General features: G+C 44.6%; 20 protein-coding genes. 5 read left to right on the forward strand and 15 right to left on the reverse strand.

The window, feature by feature from the left end; all coding sequences use genetic code 11:
- Positions 1-13 precede the first annotated feature (13 nt).
- Genes V6669_RS25335 through V6669_RS25350 form a run of 4 tightly spaced genes read left to right on the forward strand, consistent with a single transcriptional unit; the run spans position 14 to position 3,009 of the window.
- Positions 14-580 carry a methyltransferase domain-containing protein gene (locus V6669_RS25335; protein ID WP_338588512.1) on the forward strand — a complete coding sequence of 189 codons (567 nt, stop codon included), beginning with the start codon at positions 14-16 and terminating at the stop codon, positions 578-580.
- A 57-nt stretch (positions 581-637) separates the two neighbouring features.
- Entirely contained in the window at positions 638-1,318 is a 681-nt protein-coding gene (locus tag V6669_RS25340; protein ID WP_338588513.1) for a response regulator transcription factor, read from the forward strand.
- 49 nt (positions 1,319-1,367) lie between these two features.
- Positions 1,368-2,411: a HAMP domain-containing sensor histidine kinase gene (locus V6669_RS25345; protein WP_338595047.1), complete on the forward strand. Its 1,044-nt coding sequence runs from the start codon at positions 1,368-1,370 to the stop codon at positions 2,409-2,411.
- 34 nt (positions 2,412-2,445) lie between these two features.
- On the forward strand, positions 2,446-3,009 hold the full coding sequence (locus tag V6669_RS25350) for a methyltransferase domain-containing protein (RefSeq protein WP_338588514.1): 564 nt from the start codon (positions 2,446-2,448) through the stop codon (positions 3,007-3,009).
- Positions 3,010-3,064: 55 nt separating this feature from the next.
- On the opposite strand, the gene V6669_RS25355 is transcribed toward V6669_RS25350, so the two are convergent.
- From V6669_RS25355 to V6669_RS25390, 8 genes are all read right to left on the reverse strand, one after another.
- A complete protein-coding gene (locus V6669_RS25355; RefSeq protein WP_338588515.1) occupies positions 3,065-3,847 on the reverse strand; it encodes an SDR family oxidoreductase in 783 nt (260 codons plus the stop codon).
- An 87-nt stretch (positions 3,848-3,934) separates the two neighbouring features.
- A complete protein-coding gene (locus V6669_RS25360; RefSeq protein ID WP_338588516.1) occupies positions 3,935-4,513 on the reverse strand; it encodes a TetR/AcrR family transcriptional regulator in 579 nt (192 codons plus the stop codon).
- A gap of 61 nt (positions 4,514-4,574) precedes the next feature.
- Positions 4,575-5,573 carry an NADP-dependent oxidoreductase gene (locus tag V6669_RS25365; protein ID WP_338595048.1) on the reverse strand — a complete coding sequence of 333 codons (999 nt, stop codon included), beginning with the start codon at positions 5,571-5,573 and terminating at the stop codon, positions 4,575-4,577.
- A 177-nt stretch (positions 5,574-5,750) separates the two neighbouring features.
- On the reverse strand, positions 5,751-6,836 hold the full coding sequence (locus tag V6669_RS25370) for an alkene reductase (RefSeq protein WP_338588517.1): 1,086 nt from the start codon (positions 6,834-6,836) through the stop codon (positions 5,751-5,753).
- A gap of 62 nt (positions 6,837-6,898) precedes the next feature.
- Complete coding sequence (locus V6669_RS25375; protein WP_338595049.1) at positions 6,899-7,657, reverse strand: SDR family NAD(P)-dependent oxidoreductase; 759 nt, start codon at positions 7,655-7,657, stop codon at positions 6,899-6,901.
- A gap of 402 nt (positions 7,658-8,059) precedes the next feature.
- Positions 8,060-8,563, reverse strand: coding sequence for an SMI1/KNR4 family protein (locus tag V6669_RS25380; RefSeq protein WP_338588518.1), 504 nt, complete (start codon positions 8,561-8,563; stop codon positions 8,060-8,062).
- 181 nt (positions 8,564-8,744) lie between these two features.
- Positions 8,745-9,536 (reverse strand): RNA methyltransferase, encoded by a 792-nt coding sequence (locus V6669_RS25385; protein ID WP_338588519.1) that lies wholly within the window; start codon positions 9,534-9,536, stop codon positions 8,745-8,747.
- Between the two features lie 26 nt (positions 9,537-9,562).
- Complete coding sequence (locus V6669_RS25390; protein WP_076211287.1) at positions 9,563-10,264, reverse strand: TrkA family potassium uptake protein; 702 nt, start codon at positions 10,262-10,264, stop codon at positions 9,563-9,565.
- 128 nt (positions 10,265-10,392) lie between these two features.
- Between V6669_RS25390 and sspI the strand changes: the two genes are divergently transcribed.
- A complete protein-coding gene (gene sspI, locus V6669_RS25395; protein WP_036673259.1) occupies positions 10,393-10,626 on the forward strand; it encodes a small acid-soluble spore protein SspI in 234 nt (77 codons plus the stop codon).
- A gap of 228 nt (positions 10,627-10,854) precedes the next feature.
- On the opposite strand, the gene V6669_RS25400 is transcribed toward sspI, so the two are convergent.
- The 7 genes from V6669_RS25400 to liaF all read right to left on the reverse strand — a co-directional run bounded on the left by V6669_RS25400 (position 10,855) and on the right by liaF (position 18,918).
- Positions 10,855-12,438, reverse strand: coding sequence for a peptide chain release factor 3 (locus V6669_RS25400; protein ID WP_338588520.1), 1,584 nt, complete (start codon positions 12,436-12,438; stop codon positions 10,855-10,857).
- Positions 12,439-12,792: 354 nt separating this feature from the next.
- Complete coding sequence (locus V6669_RS25405; protein ID WP_024634146.1) at positions 12,793-13,191, reverse strand: DoxX family protein; 399 nt, start codon at positions 13,189-13,191, stop codon at positions 12,793-12,795.
- Between the two features lie 356 nt (positions 13,192-13,547).
- Complete coding sequence (gene zwf / locus V6669_RS25410) at positions 13,548-15,098, reverse strand: glucose-6-phosphate dehydrogenase (RefSeq protein WP_249912796.1); 1,551 nt, start codon at positions 15,096-15,098, stop codon at positions 13,548-13,550.
- A gap of 215 nt (positions 15,099-15,313) precedes the next feature.
- Positions 15,314-16,063 (reverse strand): YwmB family TATA-box binding protein, encoded by a 750-nt coding sequence (locus V6669_RS25415; protein ID WP_338588521.1) that lies wholly within the window; start codon positions 16,061-16,063, stop codon positions 15,314-15,316.
- 450 nt (positions 16,064-16,513) lie between these two features.
- On the reverse strand, positions 16,514-17,182 hold the full coding sequence (locus tag V6669_RS25420) for a response regulator transcription factor (protein ID WP_091020933.1): 669 nt from the start codon (positions 17,180-17,182) through the stop codon (positions 16,514-16,516).
- The gene (locus tag V6669_RS25425) at positions 17,124-18,239 is read right to left on the reverse strand and encodes a sensor histidine kinase (RefSeq protein WP_338588522.1); all 1,116 of its coding nucleotides are present in this window, start codon (positions 18,237-18,239) and stop codon (positions 17,124-17,126) included. Before V6669_RS25425 ends, V6669_RS25420 begins: the two co-directional genes overlap by 59 nt.
- A gap of 31 nt (positions 18,240-18,270) precedes the next feature.
- Positions 18,271-18,918 carry a cell wall-active antibiotics response protein LiaF gene (liaF, locus tag V6669_RS25430; protein ID WP_338588523.1) on the reverse strand — a complete coding sequence of 216 codons (648 nt, stop codon included), beginning with the start codon at positions 18,916-18,918 and terminating at the stop codon, positions 18,271-18,273.
- Positions 18,919-18,990: the final 72 nt, after the last annotated feature.

Below are 18,990 nucleotides of genomic sequence, written 5' to 3' on the forward strand. Positions count from 1 at the left end.
AGGAACCACAAACATGAATTCCAATGAACCCATTTTATTTCTGAAAAGCTTTCTTCAAAGCCCTAAACATGTTGGCAGTATCATCCCCAGTTCCCGGTTTCTCGCCAGCAAAATGGTTAAGCAAGCCTCTTGGCTAGAAGCCAAAGCAGTCGCCGAGCTTGGATCGGGTACAGGTCCTATCACTCGTTATATTCATCAACAAGTACAGGATTCCACCAAAGTCCTATTGTTTGAGATGAACGAAACGATGAGAAATAATCTTCAGACGGCATACCCGGAGTTCTCCTGTTATCCAGACGCCACTCGATTAGTAGAATCCATGAATCAAGAGGGCGTTCAGCAACTGGATTACATTTTTAGCGGATTGCCCTTCTTCAACTTTGAGCCTGAATTAAGAAATACGTTGGTAGACCAGATCTATAAGGCACTCAAACCTGGAGGTTTATTCATCGCCTTTCAATATTCACTTCAAATGAAAAAAACATTATCCGAGCACTTTATCATCGAAAAAATAGAATTAGTGCCTCTGAATATCCCACTTGCGTTCGTTTATGTCTGTCGCAAAAAGGAAACAATTTAAACATCTTAGGCTATCGTTTACACTGATATTATCCTAATTTTTAAGGAGTGTTGAATTGTGAATACCGTTCTCGTGGTTGATGATGAACCCGATATCCGTGATGTCATTCATGTCTATTTACGTAACGAAGGATATCAGGTCATTGAAGCAACCAATGGTGAGGAAGCGCTAAATATTATCAAAACAACATCGGTCCAACTCGTAATACTGGATGTCATGATGCCCATCATGGACGGAATCAAAGCCTGCTTCAAAATAAGAGAAGTATCATCCACTCCGATTATAATGCTATCCGCCAAGGAAGAAGACATTGATAAAATCACTGGCCTGACTACCGGGGCTGATGATTACATGGTCAAACCGTTTAATCCGTTAGAGTTACTGGCTCGCGTTAAAGCTCAGTTACGACGTCAAACACTGATTGGAAAACCAGAATCCAATTCACTTATTTTGATCAAGGACCTTGTCATCGATACAAGTAAACATTCCGTGAAGCTCAAAGAGAATGACATTTCGCTTACACCACTAGAGTTTTCCATTCTGGTGTTGCTTGCCAGCCATCCTGGACAAGTATTTAGCTCGGAGAAGATTTACGAAACCGTATGGAAAGAACCTTACGGGTATTCCGATAATACGGTGATGGTTCATATTCGTAACCTGCGAGAAAAGCTGGAAGTGAATCCACGGGAACCTCAGTATATTAAAACGGTATGGGGAGTGGGTTATAAAATTGATTAAACGATTACCACAGTTTAAAAAAAAGATACAGATTAACATCCTATATCGAATGTTGATCAGTTTATTGATTTCGTTTGTTGGTTCTGTGGGTGTAAATAATATGTTGATCATAGGTGCCGCAAAAATTAGTGAAAAATTTAATTGGCCTTCACTTCTCTACATCTTTCCTTATGTTCTAACACCCATTTTTATCGTAATTTTCACGTTAATTTTTTTGTTTTCCACACGAAAAATTGTGAGAGATCTCATTACTTTGGAGCAAGGACTTCAATTCATCTCAGAAGGCAATCTGGACTATCGGGTACCTGTCAATCGACAAGATGAACTTGGACGCGTCGCTTCCAACATCAATCACATGACTGAACAGTTGCAGCTGCAGATCATCAAAGAACGCGAGCTGGAGAAATCCAAGATGGACTTGATTACGGGGATCTCGCATGACCTGCGCACACCGCTTACCAGCATCATCGGGTATATTGAGCTTCTAAGAACAGAATCATTTCAAGACAAAGCAGAGTATGACCGCTTCATTCAAAACGCCTATAACAAAGCAACGCATCTAAAGAAGCTGCTCGATGATTTATTTGAATACACACGTCTAACCTCAGTAGATACCCAATTGGATTTGAAAAAGGTTGACCTATATCAGCTGTTAGACCAGTTGTTGTTTGAATTTGAACCTTTAGCTCAGGAGAATGGTATTCATATCGAGAAAGAGATCGGTAATGCCCCAATTATGGCCTGCGTGGATAGTGATAAGATTGCTCGTGCTATTGATAATCTTCTCATGAACGCCCTAAAGTATTCCTTTAAACCTGGTGTGATTCACATACGAATGAGTATGCACCATGAGCACATTACCATTCAAGTCGAAAATAAAAGTGCGCCGCTCACAATGGAGCAAAAAGATAAACTGTTTGACCGTTTTTATAAGGTGGATTATTCAAGAAGCAGTGAAGGCATTCAAGCGGGGTCAGGTTTAGGTCTTTCGATAGCCAAAAATATTGCAGAGCTACATCAAGGCACCTTGACGCTTCAACATACGCATAACGTATTCACATTCGAGTTAAACTTGCCTTCCAACATCAAGTGAACCATCAATGAATTCAACCATGGAGGATACCGCGATGAAAACATCCGAACCATTTCTTTTCCTGCAAGGATTTCTGAGGAATCCCAAACGAGTAGGCAGTCTCCTGCCCAGTTCCAAATTTCTAGCCCGTAAAATCGTCCATTCTGTACGATGGGAGGAGGTTAGAACCATGGCTGAGCTGGGGCCAGGAACAGGTGCCGTCACACGTCTTATGAGATCACATTTACCAAAATCCGCAACCGTGTTTTTATTTGAAAGAGACCCCAAAATGAGAAGTAATCTGAAGAAAACATATCCTGAATTCATGTTCCATTCAAATGCCTCCTATCTGTTGAAAAGGATCAATCAAGAACATATCCATCAGTTGGATAGCATCATTTGTGGACTGCCATTTTTTAATTTTTCCAGAGAAATGAGACAAAACATCCTGTCACAGATTCATACAGCGCTCCGACCTGGAGGCACCTTAGTTTTGTACCAGTACACACTTCATATGAAGGAACAATTAGCTGAGTCATTTGAGATAGAGAAAATTCAATTTGTGCCTTTCAGCTTCCCCCCTGTTTTTGTGTATGTTTGTCGTAAAAGAAAAGAATGAAGAACAACGAGAAGCGAGCGAATTGGGCAATATCTGATTTATTCTCTATAAATGTTTAATTTCCTGTCTTGTCCTGTGAGGATCTTATCATGCGAGTCATCATCTTACGCGGCAACAACCGCGGCATAAACGCGATGAATCGGTTTCGAGCACCAGGCATAATTAACGTCTTGCCACGTAAGAAACCTCGATACCCTTCTTCGGCCACCTGTCCGGCTTCCATGATCGGGCCCTGCAACATCTTCGAGACACCCATACCCGAACGATCCACAAACCCGGTGGATGTCAGGCCTGGACACAGTGCCGTTACCGTAACGCCAGTTCCACTTACTTCATTCTCCAAAGCCTCGGTGAATGATAGCACATATGCCTTTGTTGCATAATATACCGACATCATCGGTCCTGGGAAAAAACCTACCAACGAAGCCACATTCATCACACCGCCGTGTCCACGTTGGATCATATCCGGCAAGAATAGCTTTGTCATGATGGTTAAAGCTTTGATATTCACGTCAATCATATTAACTTCTTGCTCCATATCCGTTTCCATAAACGTCCCGAACAGACCGAAACCTGCATTGTTTACAAGATAGTCAACAACAATCCCCTTTTCCTGCAGCTCATTATAAATCTCCTGTGGTACCCCAGGTGCTGCTACATCTTTGGCAATAACCGTCGCCTGAATGCCATACTTATTCTGATACTCCTGAGCTAGATCCTGTATTTTACCCTCACTTCGTGCTACCAGCACAATATGATGTCCACCTTTGGCAAACCGATCCACTAACTCTTTACCAATCCCACCCGATACCCCTGTGATTAGAACTGTCTTTCTCATATCGTTACCTGCCTCTCTTTTCTATAAATATATTTCATCTGGAACACCCATATTAGAACGAACATTCTTTTAATGTGAAAAAATAGACTACCTTCGTATGAGATCCATGGATAGCATCGCTATACGAAGCAGTTTTTCCTTGGTCATCGAGGTCTTGGACATCCCCCTTAACCCAATGCTAACGTTATGCAGATATTCCGCCAATACCTCGGCGTTGTACTCCGTTGTGAATTCACCTTCTTGCTGTCCCCACACAATAATGTCCTTGATTAGTTTCTCCGTATTTGCAAACATCTCCGTCGACCGGTGGTTCATGTCGTCATCGCGTGCCGCCAATTCTACCGTCGAATTGACAATAAAGCAGCCTGATGCTGGAGGTCCCTCTCCATGAATTAAAGAAAGAAATATAAACTGAAGTGCTTCAGTTGCCGTTTTAGAACGTTTTACGCCTGCTGCAAGAGCGGAGCTGATTTTGTGATCATACAGATCTACTGTCTTTAGAAATAAGGTGTGTTTGTCACCAAATGTGTCATACAAACTTTTACGATGAATTCCCATATGATTAACCAGATCCGTCATAGACGTCTTCTCATAGCCTTGTTCCCAAAAAAGTCTCATCGCTTTATCCAGTACAACAGACTCTTCGAACTCTTTGCTTCTCGCCATTGGCTTCCCTCCTGTTCAGAAAACAAACATTGAATAGCATGAGCATCATCTTAACGAGCCTTTAAAAGGTAACAATGACTTTGCCCTGGGAGTGACCCGTGGATACTTTAATCAATGCCTTTTCAATGTCATCAAACGTATACGTAGAATCGATCGAAGGTTTAATGTCTTCTTTTTCTACAAGAGCTGTAATCTCTTGCAATTGAATCCCACTGGAATGCACAAATAAAAAACGATATTCATTTTGATTCTTACGCGCTAAAGAATCCAGGCGTGCACCTACGAGACCAAACAATGCTCTTTTCCACAACGGGAATTGACTGTCCACTGCAAAACGATAATTGGGTCCCGCCTTCAAAGAGACTAATTTCCCCTGTGGTTTCAAAATGCTCAGTTCAGCTTTGATCTCGTCTGCACCCAAGGTATCGATCACATAATCGATATCGGACAGAATGTCAGCATAACGCTCAGTCTTATAATTAATGAATTGATCTGCTCCAATGGATAAACTACGTGCTCTGCCCCTCTCACTGCCACTTGTAATCACCGTTAATCCCATAGACTTGGCAATCGGGATAGCCATCGCACCGAATCCCCCGGTTCCGCCAGGTATAAACAACTTTTTATTCGGTTCAGCTCGGAGTACATCATGCAATGCTTGATACGCGGTCAAGGCAGTAAGGGGTACCGCAGCAGCTTCGATAAAAGACAGATTTTCAGGCATCATGGATAAGGCATCCTCATGTACAGCTGCATATTCAGCAAAAGCACCAATTTTATTCAGTGGCAACCTGGTATAAACCGAATCCCCCACTTTAAAATTCAAAACATCATCACCGACGGCTTCAATGACACCCGATAATTCATTCCCTAAAGTTAGAGGTAACTTATAGTCGGCAATCATCCGAACACTGCCATTCATATTCAAGATATCCAGCGGATTTACACCTGCAGCTTTCACTTTGACAAGGACCTCACGGCTATGAATCTGAGGTATCTCAATATTATTGATTTCCACTTGGATTTTTTTGGAGTATTTCTGTATTTGAGCTGCTCTCATCATTTATCCTCTTCCTTTGCTTGTAGACTATAAAAGTTGAACTCAAGATTATTTACACTGACACTACGATGACAGAACAACCTTCCATTCGCTGTTATCGTGTAAAATGATTAGTTCAACTTATGTTAGGAACATGGCGCGCAGTGTTCAGTTGTACGCCATGTTCCATACTTTGTGCTAGTGTAGCCCCTGTTGTGACTTTAATTCTTCCAACGTAGGATAATCCGTGTAGCCCTTACTTCCCAATCCAAAGAATGTTGTCGGATCTGCTTCATTCAGTGGCGCACTTTGTTGAAGTCGTTCCACCAAATCTGGATTAGCTAAGGACCATACACCTACAGGTACCACATCAGCGAGACCACGATCTAAATCGACACTGAGATCATCCAACGTTCTTCCAGCCCGATTGACCAGCAATGGATTTTGCCAGATCGAACGAATGTCTTGGAGCAGGTTCTCATCTCCAAGATGCATAACATGAAGGTAAGCCAAATCCAATTGAGCTAATTCTTTTACAAGGTAGCGATACAGATCAGGACCTTGTTCGCCATCTTGAATTCCACCCAGCGGTGTCCCTGGTGAGATACGGAAGCCTGTTCGTTCTGCCCCTATTTCCTCCACGATGGCTTTGGTTACTTCAATCGCAAAGCGAGCACGATTTTCAATAGATCCGCCATACTCATCTGTGCGTGTATTCGAATTTTCTCCTAAAAATTGATTGATTAAGTATCCGTTAGCCCCATGAATCTCAACGCCATCCGCCCCTGCTTCAATCGCTGCGGCGGCTGCTTTTCGGAAATCGACAATGGTCGTTTGAATATCCTCCTGACTCAATTCCCGGGGAACGGGGATATCCTGCATCCCTGTAGCCGTAAACATTTCTACACCCGGTGCGATTGCAGATGGAGCAACCGGTTGACGATGATGCGGGGTATTATCTGGATGTGATATGCGACCCGCATGCATTAATTGGATATATACATATCCGCCAGCTTCATGCACCGCATCCGTTACCTTTTTCCATCCTTCAATATGCTTATCGGTGTAGATGCCAGGTGACCACAAGTATCCCTGTCCATCATCAGATGGTTGTGTTCCTTCCGTAATCAGAAGTCCCATCGTTGCACGCTGAGCATAATAAAGTGCCGCCAACTCTCCAGGTGTACCATCTTCTTGTGCTCGACTGCGTGTCATAGGTGCCATCGCTAGTCGATGAGGCAATTCCATGTTGCCAATCTTTGTTTTACTCCATATCTTTTCCAATGGATTGTACTCTCCTCTTCTTATTTGGGATTTTGTAAATGTATCCTCTAGATTCTGCTGTATTAATTCAATTCTGAAATCACTGGGTAGATTGCACCTGTCAGTTGGAACTCATAGTTCTGGTCTACAATTCCTACGACCACTTCATTGTGATCATACAGATCAATCATGAAGCCAGCCATTTCTTTAGCTGTATGGTATTTGGGCATATTCGCTTTGTAATCAAATCCTTCAGCATCTATTGATTTTTGTACAAATTCTGTTTCCGTGATCGCTGGTGCCAGGATCTTCGCTTTTAGTTTTGCACCTTTCAGTTCCAGTTCTTTGGCAAGACCTTCTGTGAAGGCACTAACGTAGTATTTTGATGCAGAATAAGCAACACTGCCTACAGCAATCGCATATCCAAGTGCGGATGAGACGTTAATCAATTGAGTACCTTCGACATTCGCATAATCTCGCACATACAATGTAGAGAGAATGGTCAAAGATTCGATGTTAACACGCAGCATGGTCTCCACTTTATCCAAATTCTGTTCAGCAATGAACGAGCCTTCTCCAAGCCCTGCATTATTGATCCAAGTCTCAATTTCATATTCCTTCAAATCGTTATATAGCGTGTACGCCTCTGCGGTAACAGACAGGTCGCTTGTGTGAACGACAACATTTACTTTAGGGTCGATACCCTGAATAGTCGATTTAAGGTCTTCCAGCTTATCCAATCTTCTAGCTACCAAGATCAAGTTTTTACCCCGTGCTGCAAATGCCAATGCTGTTTCATATCCAATTCCTGAACTTGCTCCTGTAATCACTGTGTATTTCATCATATTCTCTCCCTCATATTCTTTAGATTAGTGTAATTTTAGTTTTGAGAACGATCGTTCTTTATTATGCAAAAAAAAACAGTTAGATCTAACTTGCTGTTAGCATATCATTTCTAGAACGAACAGTAAAGAATTATTTTATATATAAATAATATGCTTGGAACATACTTAAATGAGAATAAAAACACGCTATATAAACCATTTTTATATCATAAATTGAGAATTCCTATATCGTTTCATAAGTTCTTTCATTGAATAATCTAATGTCAGGCCGCTGGCCACAAGTATAACCATCAGGGCAATCAGCATTAGGCAAACACGCCTTACCCCGGCCTCGCTTACGAAAGTGATGACTTCACATATTTTCCTTCCATCACTAAACATCAACCTTTCCTAGCTACACTAATCTGAATTCAACATCATCCATGCCAGAAATTCTCCAAACGAATCGGATACCTTTTCAACTTCTTCAAATTCAGGCTCACATCCACGGACAATAGCTCCACTGTCGGTTGTTAAGTCAATGGCATAGAAGGAATATCCATACTCCACAGACATTACGATCGGCAAGTGATGATCCCACCAGGCCGTTATCTCTGACTCCCAAATAGAATCACCCTCTGCTGCCTCCAAACTAAGCATTTCAAATTCATTCCATTGGAATGCGCTCTCCGTGCTATTGTTGAACTCAGCCTCACAAATAAACCAGGTTTGCTCATCCGGTGCAACGCATTTTTCAACTACATTTAGAAATTCTAAATATTCATCTGGAAGTCCTTTATATCTTGAAGTAATGCCGCTGTTTAAATGTAGCTGCGAACCGGATTTACTCATTATGTCCCAGCCCTTTTCCCCAGCCCAAGTCATAAATTCCCTAAAGAGAGTGTTTCCTTTTCCATTATTCATTTCCAAAATGAACACCTGCCCATCAGCTTAAGAGATAGAAACTATATCACCTATTCGGGATTTGAATGGAAATTCCCTGCTGTGGTGCTTCAAAGAGAAAGACAAAAAGACTGGAAACATGGCCCGAGAAAAGCGGCAACCAGGTTCCAGCCTTTGGTGGTTGGGGGAAAGTTATTATTAGTTAATTAAACATCCGCTGTCTCATCGCCTCAAATAACAGAATCGTTGCCGCCATTGCAGCATTAAGTGACTCTGCCTGCCCCTGCATCGGGATCGTAATCGCATCATCTACCAAACGTGCCGTAGCATCCGAGATGCCTTTGCCTTCGTTACCAATGACAAGCCACACCGACTGCGTAAAATCATAACTATAACATGAATGCTCTGCCTGCAAAGAAGTACTTACCAGCTTCACGCCCGCGGCCTTCGCTTCGGGAAGCAAGGATTCCAACTGGCCCTCCACAATGGGCAGATGAAACAATGACCCCATCGTCGAGCGAATCGTCTTTGGGTTATATACATCAGCACAGCCAGCGCCAAGTACGACCCCAGCTGCTCCAGCTGCGTCAGCACTACGGATGATTGTCCCCACATTACCTGGGTCCTGCACCCCATCCAGCACAACAACAAGCCCACGCGCTCCTGCGATCAGGCTTTCGAGTGGCTCGCTGTCTTTACGCACAATCGCGAACACAGGCTGTGGTGTCATCGTATCCGTACATTTGGCGATAACCGCAGGAGATACACTAACCCACTCTACACGCTGTAGCGGGTTCTCAAGCCCGGCGAGTTCGCTAGGTACGCCTTGCTCTCCATCGTAGACGATGCACTCCAGATCCGCTCCGACCCGCAATGCTTCCTGTACCAGATGAATGCCCTCAATAATATATTTATGTTGACGGGTACGATGCTTTTTCTCCAGCAACTGTGCCCATTCTTTTACACGTGTATTTTGCGGTGATACAATATCCATCTTTCCATCCTTCCCATCTGCATCCATCACTTCGGATACGCAAGCTCCATTTTCGTCAAATGATCCTTGTGACCCACAATGATCAGCACATCTCCAGCTTCGATCCGGTCCTCCGCGTACGGCGAGATGTTCATCGAATTCCCACTGCGAATCGCCATCACGTTACACCCGAAACGTGCCCGGATGTTTAATTCCATCAGGTTCTTACCGATCATTTGCTCGGAAGCTCTCATCTCCAGAATGCTGTAATCCTCAGACAACTCAATATAATCGAGTATATTCGGCGAGGTCAGATGATGGGCTACACGTAGTCCCATATCCCGCTCAGGATAGATCACCTTGTCTGCCCCGATCTTCTGCAGCACCTTACCATGAAGCTCATTTTGAGCTTTTACGATCAGCACTGGTACACCCATATCTTTCAATATCAAGGTTGTCAGAATACTCGCCTGTATATCTTCACCAATTGCCACAACGACAACATCGAAATTCCGTATGCCCAGCGCTCGCAGCGCTTCTTCATCTGTTGAATCTGCCGAAACCGCATGGGTCACCACATTGGACATTTCCTGGGTCCGCTGCTCGTCCGCATCAATTGCCAGCACGTCAAATCCCATACCACTCAGTGCATTGGCAACACTTGATCCGAACCGTCCCATGCCAATTACGGCATACTGTTTCTTGGCCATTAGGGTCTTAACCTCCCGCTGCACTTCAGCATGACGCATCATTACGGATACCCATGCTAACGTAAATAATCCTTCGTAGTATACCACAAAGCCTGATAAACTTGAATGCGCTCGCGCTTCCCAGGGAACAGTATTAGAGCAGCCGAATATACGAGGAGGGAATTGCGATGCCCATTACATTAAGCCTGCGTGAAGCGATTGTTCATAAAGTTCATGACAAGAGTGATGATCAGCTCCGGGAGATGATTGAAGGTTCAGTAGATGGACCGGAAGCTGCATTACCCGGACTTGGCGCCATTTTCGAGATGATCTGGAAGAACACAGAACCTGCCAAGCAGGAAGAACTCATTCAAATCGCGCAGGAGCATCTGCACACCATTCCCGTTCAACCGCTTCGCTAATGGAAGCATTGGAGGGTAAGGTAACCATCAAACCGTTTGTTCTGTCTGCAAAAGAAAGCTTTCCCTTATTCGGCTGGATCATACCCGCCTCCAGGTAAGGTGTATAGCAATAGATCCCTCCGCCAATTGGCGGAGGGATCTTATTTTGTACAAGCTCTATCTCATCACATGAACTTGTCACGTTTAACTAACCTTTTAACAATTCCCACGAAATACTTCCGTCTTCACTTAAGGCGCAGTCTCCAGGAACTTAGCTGTAGGATTTTTATCCATAGCCGTTCTCATCGCGTACTCATTCTCGAAGAGCACGACATAATTGCCTTTTTTATCTTTTACAAGCGCAGAGTTAATCCGGAATTTGCTTGGGTCCAGATTCTCGTCCACGATCCAGCGAGCGAACTGATAAGGCATACGCTGCAATTGCACGTCTACCCCATATTCACCTTTCATCCGGTATTCAAATACCTCAAACTGTAGTTGACCAATTACGCCGAGAATTGTCTCGTCGAAACTTGCCGTCTGGAACACCTGAATGGTTCCTTCCTCCGTCAACTGGTCAATTCCTTTTTGGTACTGTTTATGTTTCAACGCATTTTTAACGGTAACTTTAGCGAAAATCTCTGGCGAGAACGTTGGCAACTCTTCAAAGATAACCTCGCTGCCTTGGCTCAGTGAATCGCCAATCCGGAAGATGCCCGGATCGAACAAACCGATAATATCGCCGGCATACGCCTCTTCCACAATATCCCGATCTTGTGCCAGGAATTGCTGTGGCTGTGACAGCTTGATCTCTTTACCCACACGAGTATGCTTCACACTCATTCCACGTTGGAACTTGCCTGATACAATACGCAGGAACGCAATACGATCCCGGTGTGCCGGGTTCATGTTCGCTTGAATCTTGAATACATAACCGCTGAATTTCTCATTCGTTGGCTGAATCTCTCCTGCCGTACTGCGGCGTGGTTCAGGCTTCGGTGCCAGTTCCAGGAAATTCTCCAAGAAGGTCTGCACGCCGAAATTGTTAATCGCACTACCGAAGAAAATAGGGGTCAATTCGCCGCGTTGAACCTTCTCCATATCAAACTGATCTCCCGCAACGTCCAAAAGCTCCAGATCCTGAATTAACTGATCATGCAGATATTCTCCTGCCATCTCACGGATAATTGGATCTGTATAACCGTTTACTTTCTGAACTTTAATTGTCGAGTGATCGTCCCCTTGGAACAACTCCACCTGATTTTTCATCCGGTCATACACACCGCACAGCTCGCGACCTGTACCAATAGGCCAGTTCATCGGAACTGAACGGATACCCAGTACATTTTCAAGTTCTTCCATCAGATCAAATGGGCTTTTACCCTCACGGTCGAGTTTGTTGATAAACGTAAAGATTGGAATGCCACGCTTCGCACATACCTGGAACAACTTGATCGTTTGTGCCTCGACACCTTTTGCCACGTCAATCAACATCACCGCGCTGTCGGCAGCCGTCAGTGTACGATACGTATCTTCACTGAAATCCTGGTGACCCGGTGTATCCAGAATGTTGACGCGATGGTTCAGGTAATCAAATTGCATTACGGAAGAGGTAACCGAGATCCCCCGTTGTTTCTCAATTTCCATCCAGTCACTGGTTGCGTGTTTGCTGGCTTTCCGAGCTTTTACCGTTCCCGCAAGGCGAATCGCGCCCCCGAACAGCAACAGTTTCTCGGTTAATGTGGTTTTACCCGCATCCGGGTGAGAGATAATGGCAAACGTCCGGCGTTTGTCCACTTCCTGTTGAAGAATATCATTTGCAGCTTTGCTCATAGGTTTAATCCCTTTCGTCCGTTCATTCACGTTAATCCGGCATCGCCGGTCCATCATTCAATCTTTATGCAATCCGGCAAAGCCGGTTGATTGTACACTGGTCATTTTGCATACGAGGTATTCATACACTAGATTAATTTTACACATTTACAATGGAGTTCATCCTCCTCAAATCTGTGCTTTCATCCATACCGTGAACTGCTTCTTAACCCAACTCTCCTATTGTACCATAATCTGTACCGAAAATAACCGATTACTACCGCAGATTCTTCTCTTTCATTTGCAAAAAAAAAAGCACCCTTCAGCCATTTTCATGGCATCCAAGCACTCCTCATTCATTTTTAGTTATCGGTTTTAGAAAATCAATGCATCCAGCGCGTATTGTCCGCCACCTGTCAAGGCCAGCGCTACACCAATCACCAGAATCGCGAGATTATATTCGAATCCGTTCTGTGTGGACCAGTATCCGTTCGCACCATGGACTTTCACAATCGCAATGACCATCGTCAATGCAATCAGAATGCCACCTACCGGTGTGAGCAGACCCAGAGCCAGCAGCAATCCGCCACCAAATTCCGCGAGTCCAGCCAGCAGCGCCACCAATGCACCGGGCTTCATGCCCATCGACTCAAACCAGCCGCCTGTACCCTTGATTCCGTAACCTCCGAACCAACCAAACAGCTTTTGAGCCCCGTGCGCCATGAACGACAATCCAATCACCAAACGAATCAACAACAACCCTACATCCAACATCATTTTCTTTTTCCTCCATTCAATATATACAAAATAGTATTCTTAGATTAAAGATATTATGCATATTTTTTTCATGATTCTCTGTGACGCAAACCCCTTCAACTGGTTTACATTTTATCTCATGAATGATAACTTATCCGAAACGTTTGCCCGGATGAAGTTTGTCATTTGCGTAACTCTTTAACTCATGTGTTGAGTATAAGTTACATACTTACTTTTTGTCAACAACTTAATTTAAATTACTTATTTCCTTATGATGGATACCTCCCTTTTACCCGCTAAAAAGCCTGGGGACACCGCAAAATTGCGAAGTCTCCAGGCTCAGTCATGTTGTTTATGTTGTTAATTCCCTTAACCTAACCGTTCACTTGCCAGATCACGCTGTCCTCGTCCTGACCATTCACCGGCCACCAGTGGAATCCGTCCTGCTCCAGCAGCTTATCTGTCGCTTCTGGTCCCCAAGTTCCAGCAGGGTACGTATGAAGCTCTCCTTGATTCTGCCCCCAGGCTGCTGCGATCCGATCCACAAAGGACCAGGCTGTTGCCACTTCATCCCAACGGGTGAAGTACGTAGAATCACCCTCTGCTGCATCGTGCAGCAGACGTTCATACGCTTCAGGCGAGTTAATTCCAATCATGCAGCTCTGACAGAAATCCATTGCAAGTGGCTGAATTTCGGAATCAGAGCCTGGTTTCTTGGCATTAATTTTGATATATATGCCTTCCATCGGATTCACCCGAATGACCAGCAAGTTCGGTTCGAGCTTATATTTTTTCCCAAGGTACACGTTGTTTGGCATCGACTTGAACTCAACTACGATCTCAGTCGTTTTCACCGGAAGACGCTTGCCTGTCCGAATGTAGAATGGAACACCCGCCCAGCGGAAATTATCCACGAATACACGTGCTGCAAAATAAGTCTCCGTATTCGACTGCGGATCAACCTTGTCTTCCTGGCGATACCCCGGAAGCTGCTTGCCACGGTACTCCCCTTCGGAATACTGTCCCCGCACAACGTTGTTGCTCACTTCCTCATCCGAAGTAAAGGCCCGCAATGAACGCAGTACCTTCACCTTCTCATCCCGAATGTCCTCCGGGAACAGGCGACTCGGTGGTTCCATCGCAATCATCGTCAGCATCTGAAGCATATGGTTTTGCCCCATATCACGCAGTGCGCCAGAGTGATCATAATAACCACCACGTTCTTCCACGCCTACCGTCTCACCCAGCGTAATCTGAACGTTGGCAATATGTTTGTTGTTCCAGAGCGGTTCAAAAAAAGCATTTCCAAATCGAATGACTTCGATATTTTGCACCATTTCCTTGCCCAGATAATGATCAATCCGATAGATTTCCTCTTCACGGAATACCTCGCGAATCTGCTCATTCAGATGTTCAGCGGATTGCAGATCATAACCAAATGGTTTTTCGATCACCAAACGGTTCCACCCCTGACTTTCCAACATACCGCCGTCCCGCAAACTGTACGAGACACTGCCAAACAGCTCAGGTGCCAATGCCAGATAGAACAGCCGATTCCCCGGCGTTTTAAACTTCGATTCCAGATGCTCCGTCTGCGCACGCAGCTCTTTGAATCCTTCCACATTATTGATATCCAGTGCTTTGTATTCAAAATGATCGACAAAAGCGTTCCACTCATCAGGTTCCCCCGCTGGATAACGGCAGAACTCTTTAATGGATTCATAGATGTCTTCCCGGAATTCTTCTGGGGACCTCGGACGACGTGCTACGCCAATAACCGCAAAGTCTTCGGCAAGCTTGCCTTCACGGTAAAGACTGTAGATGGCCGGAAACAGCTTCCGGCGGGCCAAATCACCCGTTGCTCCAAAAATGAAAAATACTGCGCCTGGTGTCTGTACTTCATCTTGCGATTGTTTTTCGACCATGGGCTCCTCTTTCTTCCGGGAAGATAACCTTCATGCTCTCCCCGAGCTATGTAATGGTGTTATATATGCACGACATACAACTGTCAATTACCAGCAAGTTCCTTCTTGGATGTGATGCCATTTTAGCATATCAACGTAATGGATGCACTATTTCAAACTCATTTTTCTGATAAAGATTCTCAATATTGGGTCCTAATTCATGAAAAATTCATCCCTTAATATTCAATCGTAATCACCGGAAACCCCACTGTAATTCGATTGTCGACCTCGTCTCCAACCTGGTGAACTGCGAGTTGCATATTCAACATGTGCGAGCCACTCTTGATCGATAGGGGCAGCTCAGCCGCCTCATAAGAGACACTTGCGCTGGCTACATCCGTATAACGTTCAACGGAGGCGATATCCACATTTTTGGACAGGTCTTTCTCGATGAGTGCTAACTGCTGACTCGCATCACGTTTAATAACATTAGCTGCAGTACCTTGCACAGACATATTCCAGTTTGCCTTCATCCCTGAGTCTACAAGCAGTTGACCGATCTGTTCATGTACTGTCATTAATGCCTTCCGATCCGTGTGTGCATCCCCTGAAAGTTGTACGATGGCGTAGTAACCGTTATCTCCAGTCTCGACGACATTGGCCAACATACCTACGCCACCATTAGCTGTACCTACAACCAGCTCACTACGGTACACATCATGGCCCGTCTGGCGTACCCGTACTGGTTGTTCCAGACCCAAGTGACTGGCCAGTAATGCTGCTTGTGCTTGTGCATCTCCCCGGCCTTCTCCTTGCCATTTAATCACCAGACGATCAACATTATCAATCACGCTGTCAGCTGTATAGATTAGTTGTTCCAGTTGGGCAGCTTTGGATTCGTTCTTCTCTGCATATACCTGTGTCACACCGATAAGAATAATGATTGCTATTGCCAAGATACCTGCTGTCATCCAACGATTTAACATTTGAATCCCCCGCTTCTTTCTTGCATTCTATGAATCTATCAACAGCATGCCCCTTTCCCGCATTAGCTATACTTCTTCTTCACACAACAAAAAAGCCCCACCCGCCACATCCATGGCAGATCGGAGCTTTCTATTCATCCTTTTCTAGATAAATTGAACTAATCAATATTTACACTCGCACTCCGCTGACAGAACAACCTTCCGATCGCTGTTATCCCCAGATTTTTTGATTCCCTTTTTCAAGGTGAAAATTCGGGCATAAAGGCGAAGTGTATGCTTCCGAAGTAGCTTTCTTTCAGAAAGCTTTTAGCTTCGCTTCTTCAGGTTCTTTCTGTCCTCTCCGTTTTGTGTAAATCTTTAATTCAATTTATATAATCATTTCTTATCTATAAATTCCGCACATTAATGCACGGTTCTTTGGCTTGATTATGATATTGCATATGATCCTGCTTACTCTGCAAGTCCGTTTTTATAAGCATAGATCGCGGCCTGTGTACGGTCGTCTACGCCCAATTTTGCCAGTAAGTTGGTAACATGGAATTTGACTGTCTTAATACCAATGATCAGATCATCAGCGATGTCCTGATTCGATTTGCCTTTAGCAAGTAACCGGAGCACATCCATTTCACGGTCCGTCAATTCATCGTGCAAAGGAGCTGCTGCCTGTGGCTGTCGGAATCGATTCATCATTTTCGAAGCGACCTGTGACTCCAGAACGGATTGCCCGCGAGCGGCTGCGCGAATCGCATCTGCCACTTCATTGGCTCTTGATGTTTTCAACAGATAACTGAATGCGCCTGCTTCAATGACAGGATACATTTTTTCATCATCCAGGTAACTGGTCAATACGATGACTTTGCACTCCGGATACATTTTAAGTACCTGACGAGTAGCCTCAATGCCATCCATGCCTTCCATAACCAGGTCCATCAGAACAACATCAGGCTTATACTCCTGTGCAAGCCGAATACCTTCCTCTCCACTACCTGCCTCACCAACAACTTCAATTCCATCTTCGGTATCCAGTACCGCTGCAAGACCAATACGTACCATCTCATGATCATCCACGAGCAATACTTTGATCGACGTTTCCGTCTCCGTTTCGACTTCCGGTTCCATTGACATGTTCTTCCTCGCTTTCATCGTCCATCAAAGGTATCGTAATCTCAATCCGCGTTCCCTTACCAGGCGCTGTTACAAATTGTATGGCCCCGCCAATCTCCGTAACACGTTCACGCATGTTAGCCAGACCGTAGGAAGCTTGTTTATTCTCATCCAGATCGAAGCCTTGCCCATCATCACGAATCAATACCCGGATCGCATCAGTACGGCGCTGGATCCGTATCTCCATTTTTTCCGCTTTTGCATGTCGTAACGTATTGGACATAGCCTCCTGAACAATCCGGAACAGATGATTCTCGATGCCTTTGATCAGATCAATGTCTTCGTCCATTTCGAGCACAATGTCCATGGGTACTTTTGTTTTCAGTTCCATCACCAGATCACGCAGACCTTGTTCGAGATGTTTACCCTCCAGATAGACTGGCCGCAGATGTAACAGTAACGCACGCATCTCGGACTGGGCTACCGAAGCCATCTCCTCAATCAAAGCCACCTGCCGCTGAGCACGTTCAAAATCCTTCTCCATCTTCCGTCCAACGGCTGTTGCTGTCATGGATATCGCGAACAATTGCTGTGATACCGCATCATGCAGTTCCCGTGCCAAACGTTGCCGCTCTTCCACAATAGCCGTAATTCTGGCTTGTTCAGCAAGCTGTGCATTATGAGTAGACAATCGCTGGAGCGAAGATATCTGATCTTCCCACTTTTTGCCGATTCGTCCGAGTTGCTCACTTAAACGGCCCACATCATCATCGCCCAGATCAGGTACAGTGCGTGATAGAGAGCCCTTCTCCCACAGTAGAAGTGTTTCCCGCAGCAGTTCGAGCCGGCGTTTAACCCGGTAACTCTGATAGAACCCAAAGACCGCACCGATTCCAATCAGAAGCAGCAATAAGGCCAGACCCGATTGAATCAGATGACGCCAACCTGTAAACGGAGCAAGATAACCATATGTATACAATACATACAAAATAACAGCGAGCACAATGAAAACCAGGAGGATCCCTTCACCCATACTTCGGGTTACCATGTCGGTATGTCGTTTTGTCTTCATCGGGGTCTCCTCCTTCTCTTCATCTATTTTACTACGGATTACTGATGTTTAGGTCGCCAACAATATAAGAAATGACAAATTTTGCTTTATGTTCACTGGATTCATATCCAGGTGTTCTCCATACTAATTTGTTCATCATGCCGCTATCTTGTTCTCCAAGAAGATTAATCCGGCCGAAAAGAACCGATGCTTCAATCTCCACACCATAATCTTCTGGTAGTGTAAGGCGAACATTACCCATAACTCCTTGCAGCAGCACAATCGTTTGTTTCTCCTCCGGAATCGAAAGAGATAGATCGGCGTTAACCTCACCTATGGCATGCCACAGACTCATACTACGTAACTTCCAGGATGATTGATCCCAGTAGTAACGAGCCATGAAATTCTGTTTCTTCATAACGCCTTCGTCCAGATGAATCTTTTTGTTTTTTGAATAAAAGTAAGCTAAAGACGCAAGTACAATCAAAAATACAATCATTAAATTATCCAGCAATAACAGTGCCGCACCAATGCCAAGATACCGATGACCTTTGCGGGTATCCCCATTGCGGACTTGAATCATTCCAACCGTTAACAGAATCAGTGCGGCAGCGGTCAGGAAGTTGATATTGTCATTCAATAACATCATTGTGCCAATAATCATAATGACAACTGCAAACCATTTACTCTTTTGATTCATCCCCGCCGCACCTCCTCTGTAAGTTAATCTCTCTTTATTCAACGGAAAAGCCATACCAGGCAATGAAGTCCT

The organism is Paenibacillus sp. Y5S-9, from assembly GCF_036894235.1.
In the GTDB taxonomy this organism is placed as follows: domain Bacteria; phylum Bacillota; class Bacilli; order Paenibacillales; family Paenibacillaceae; genus Paenibacillus.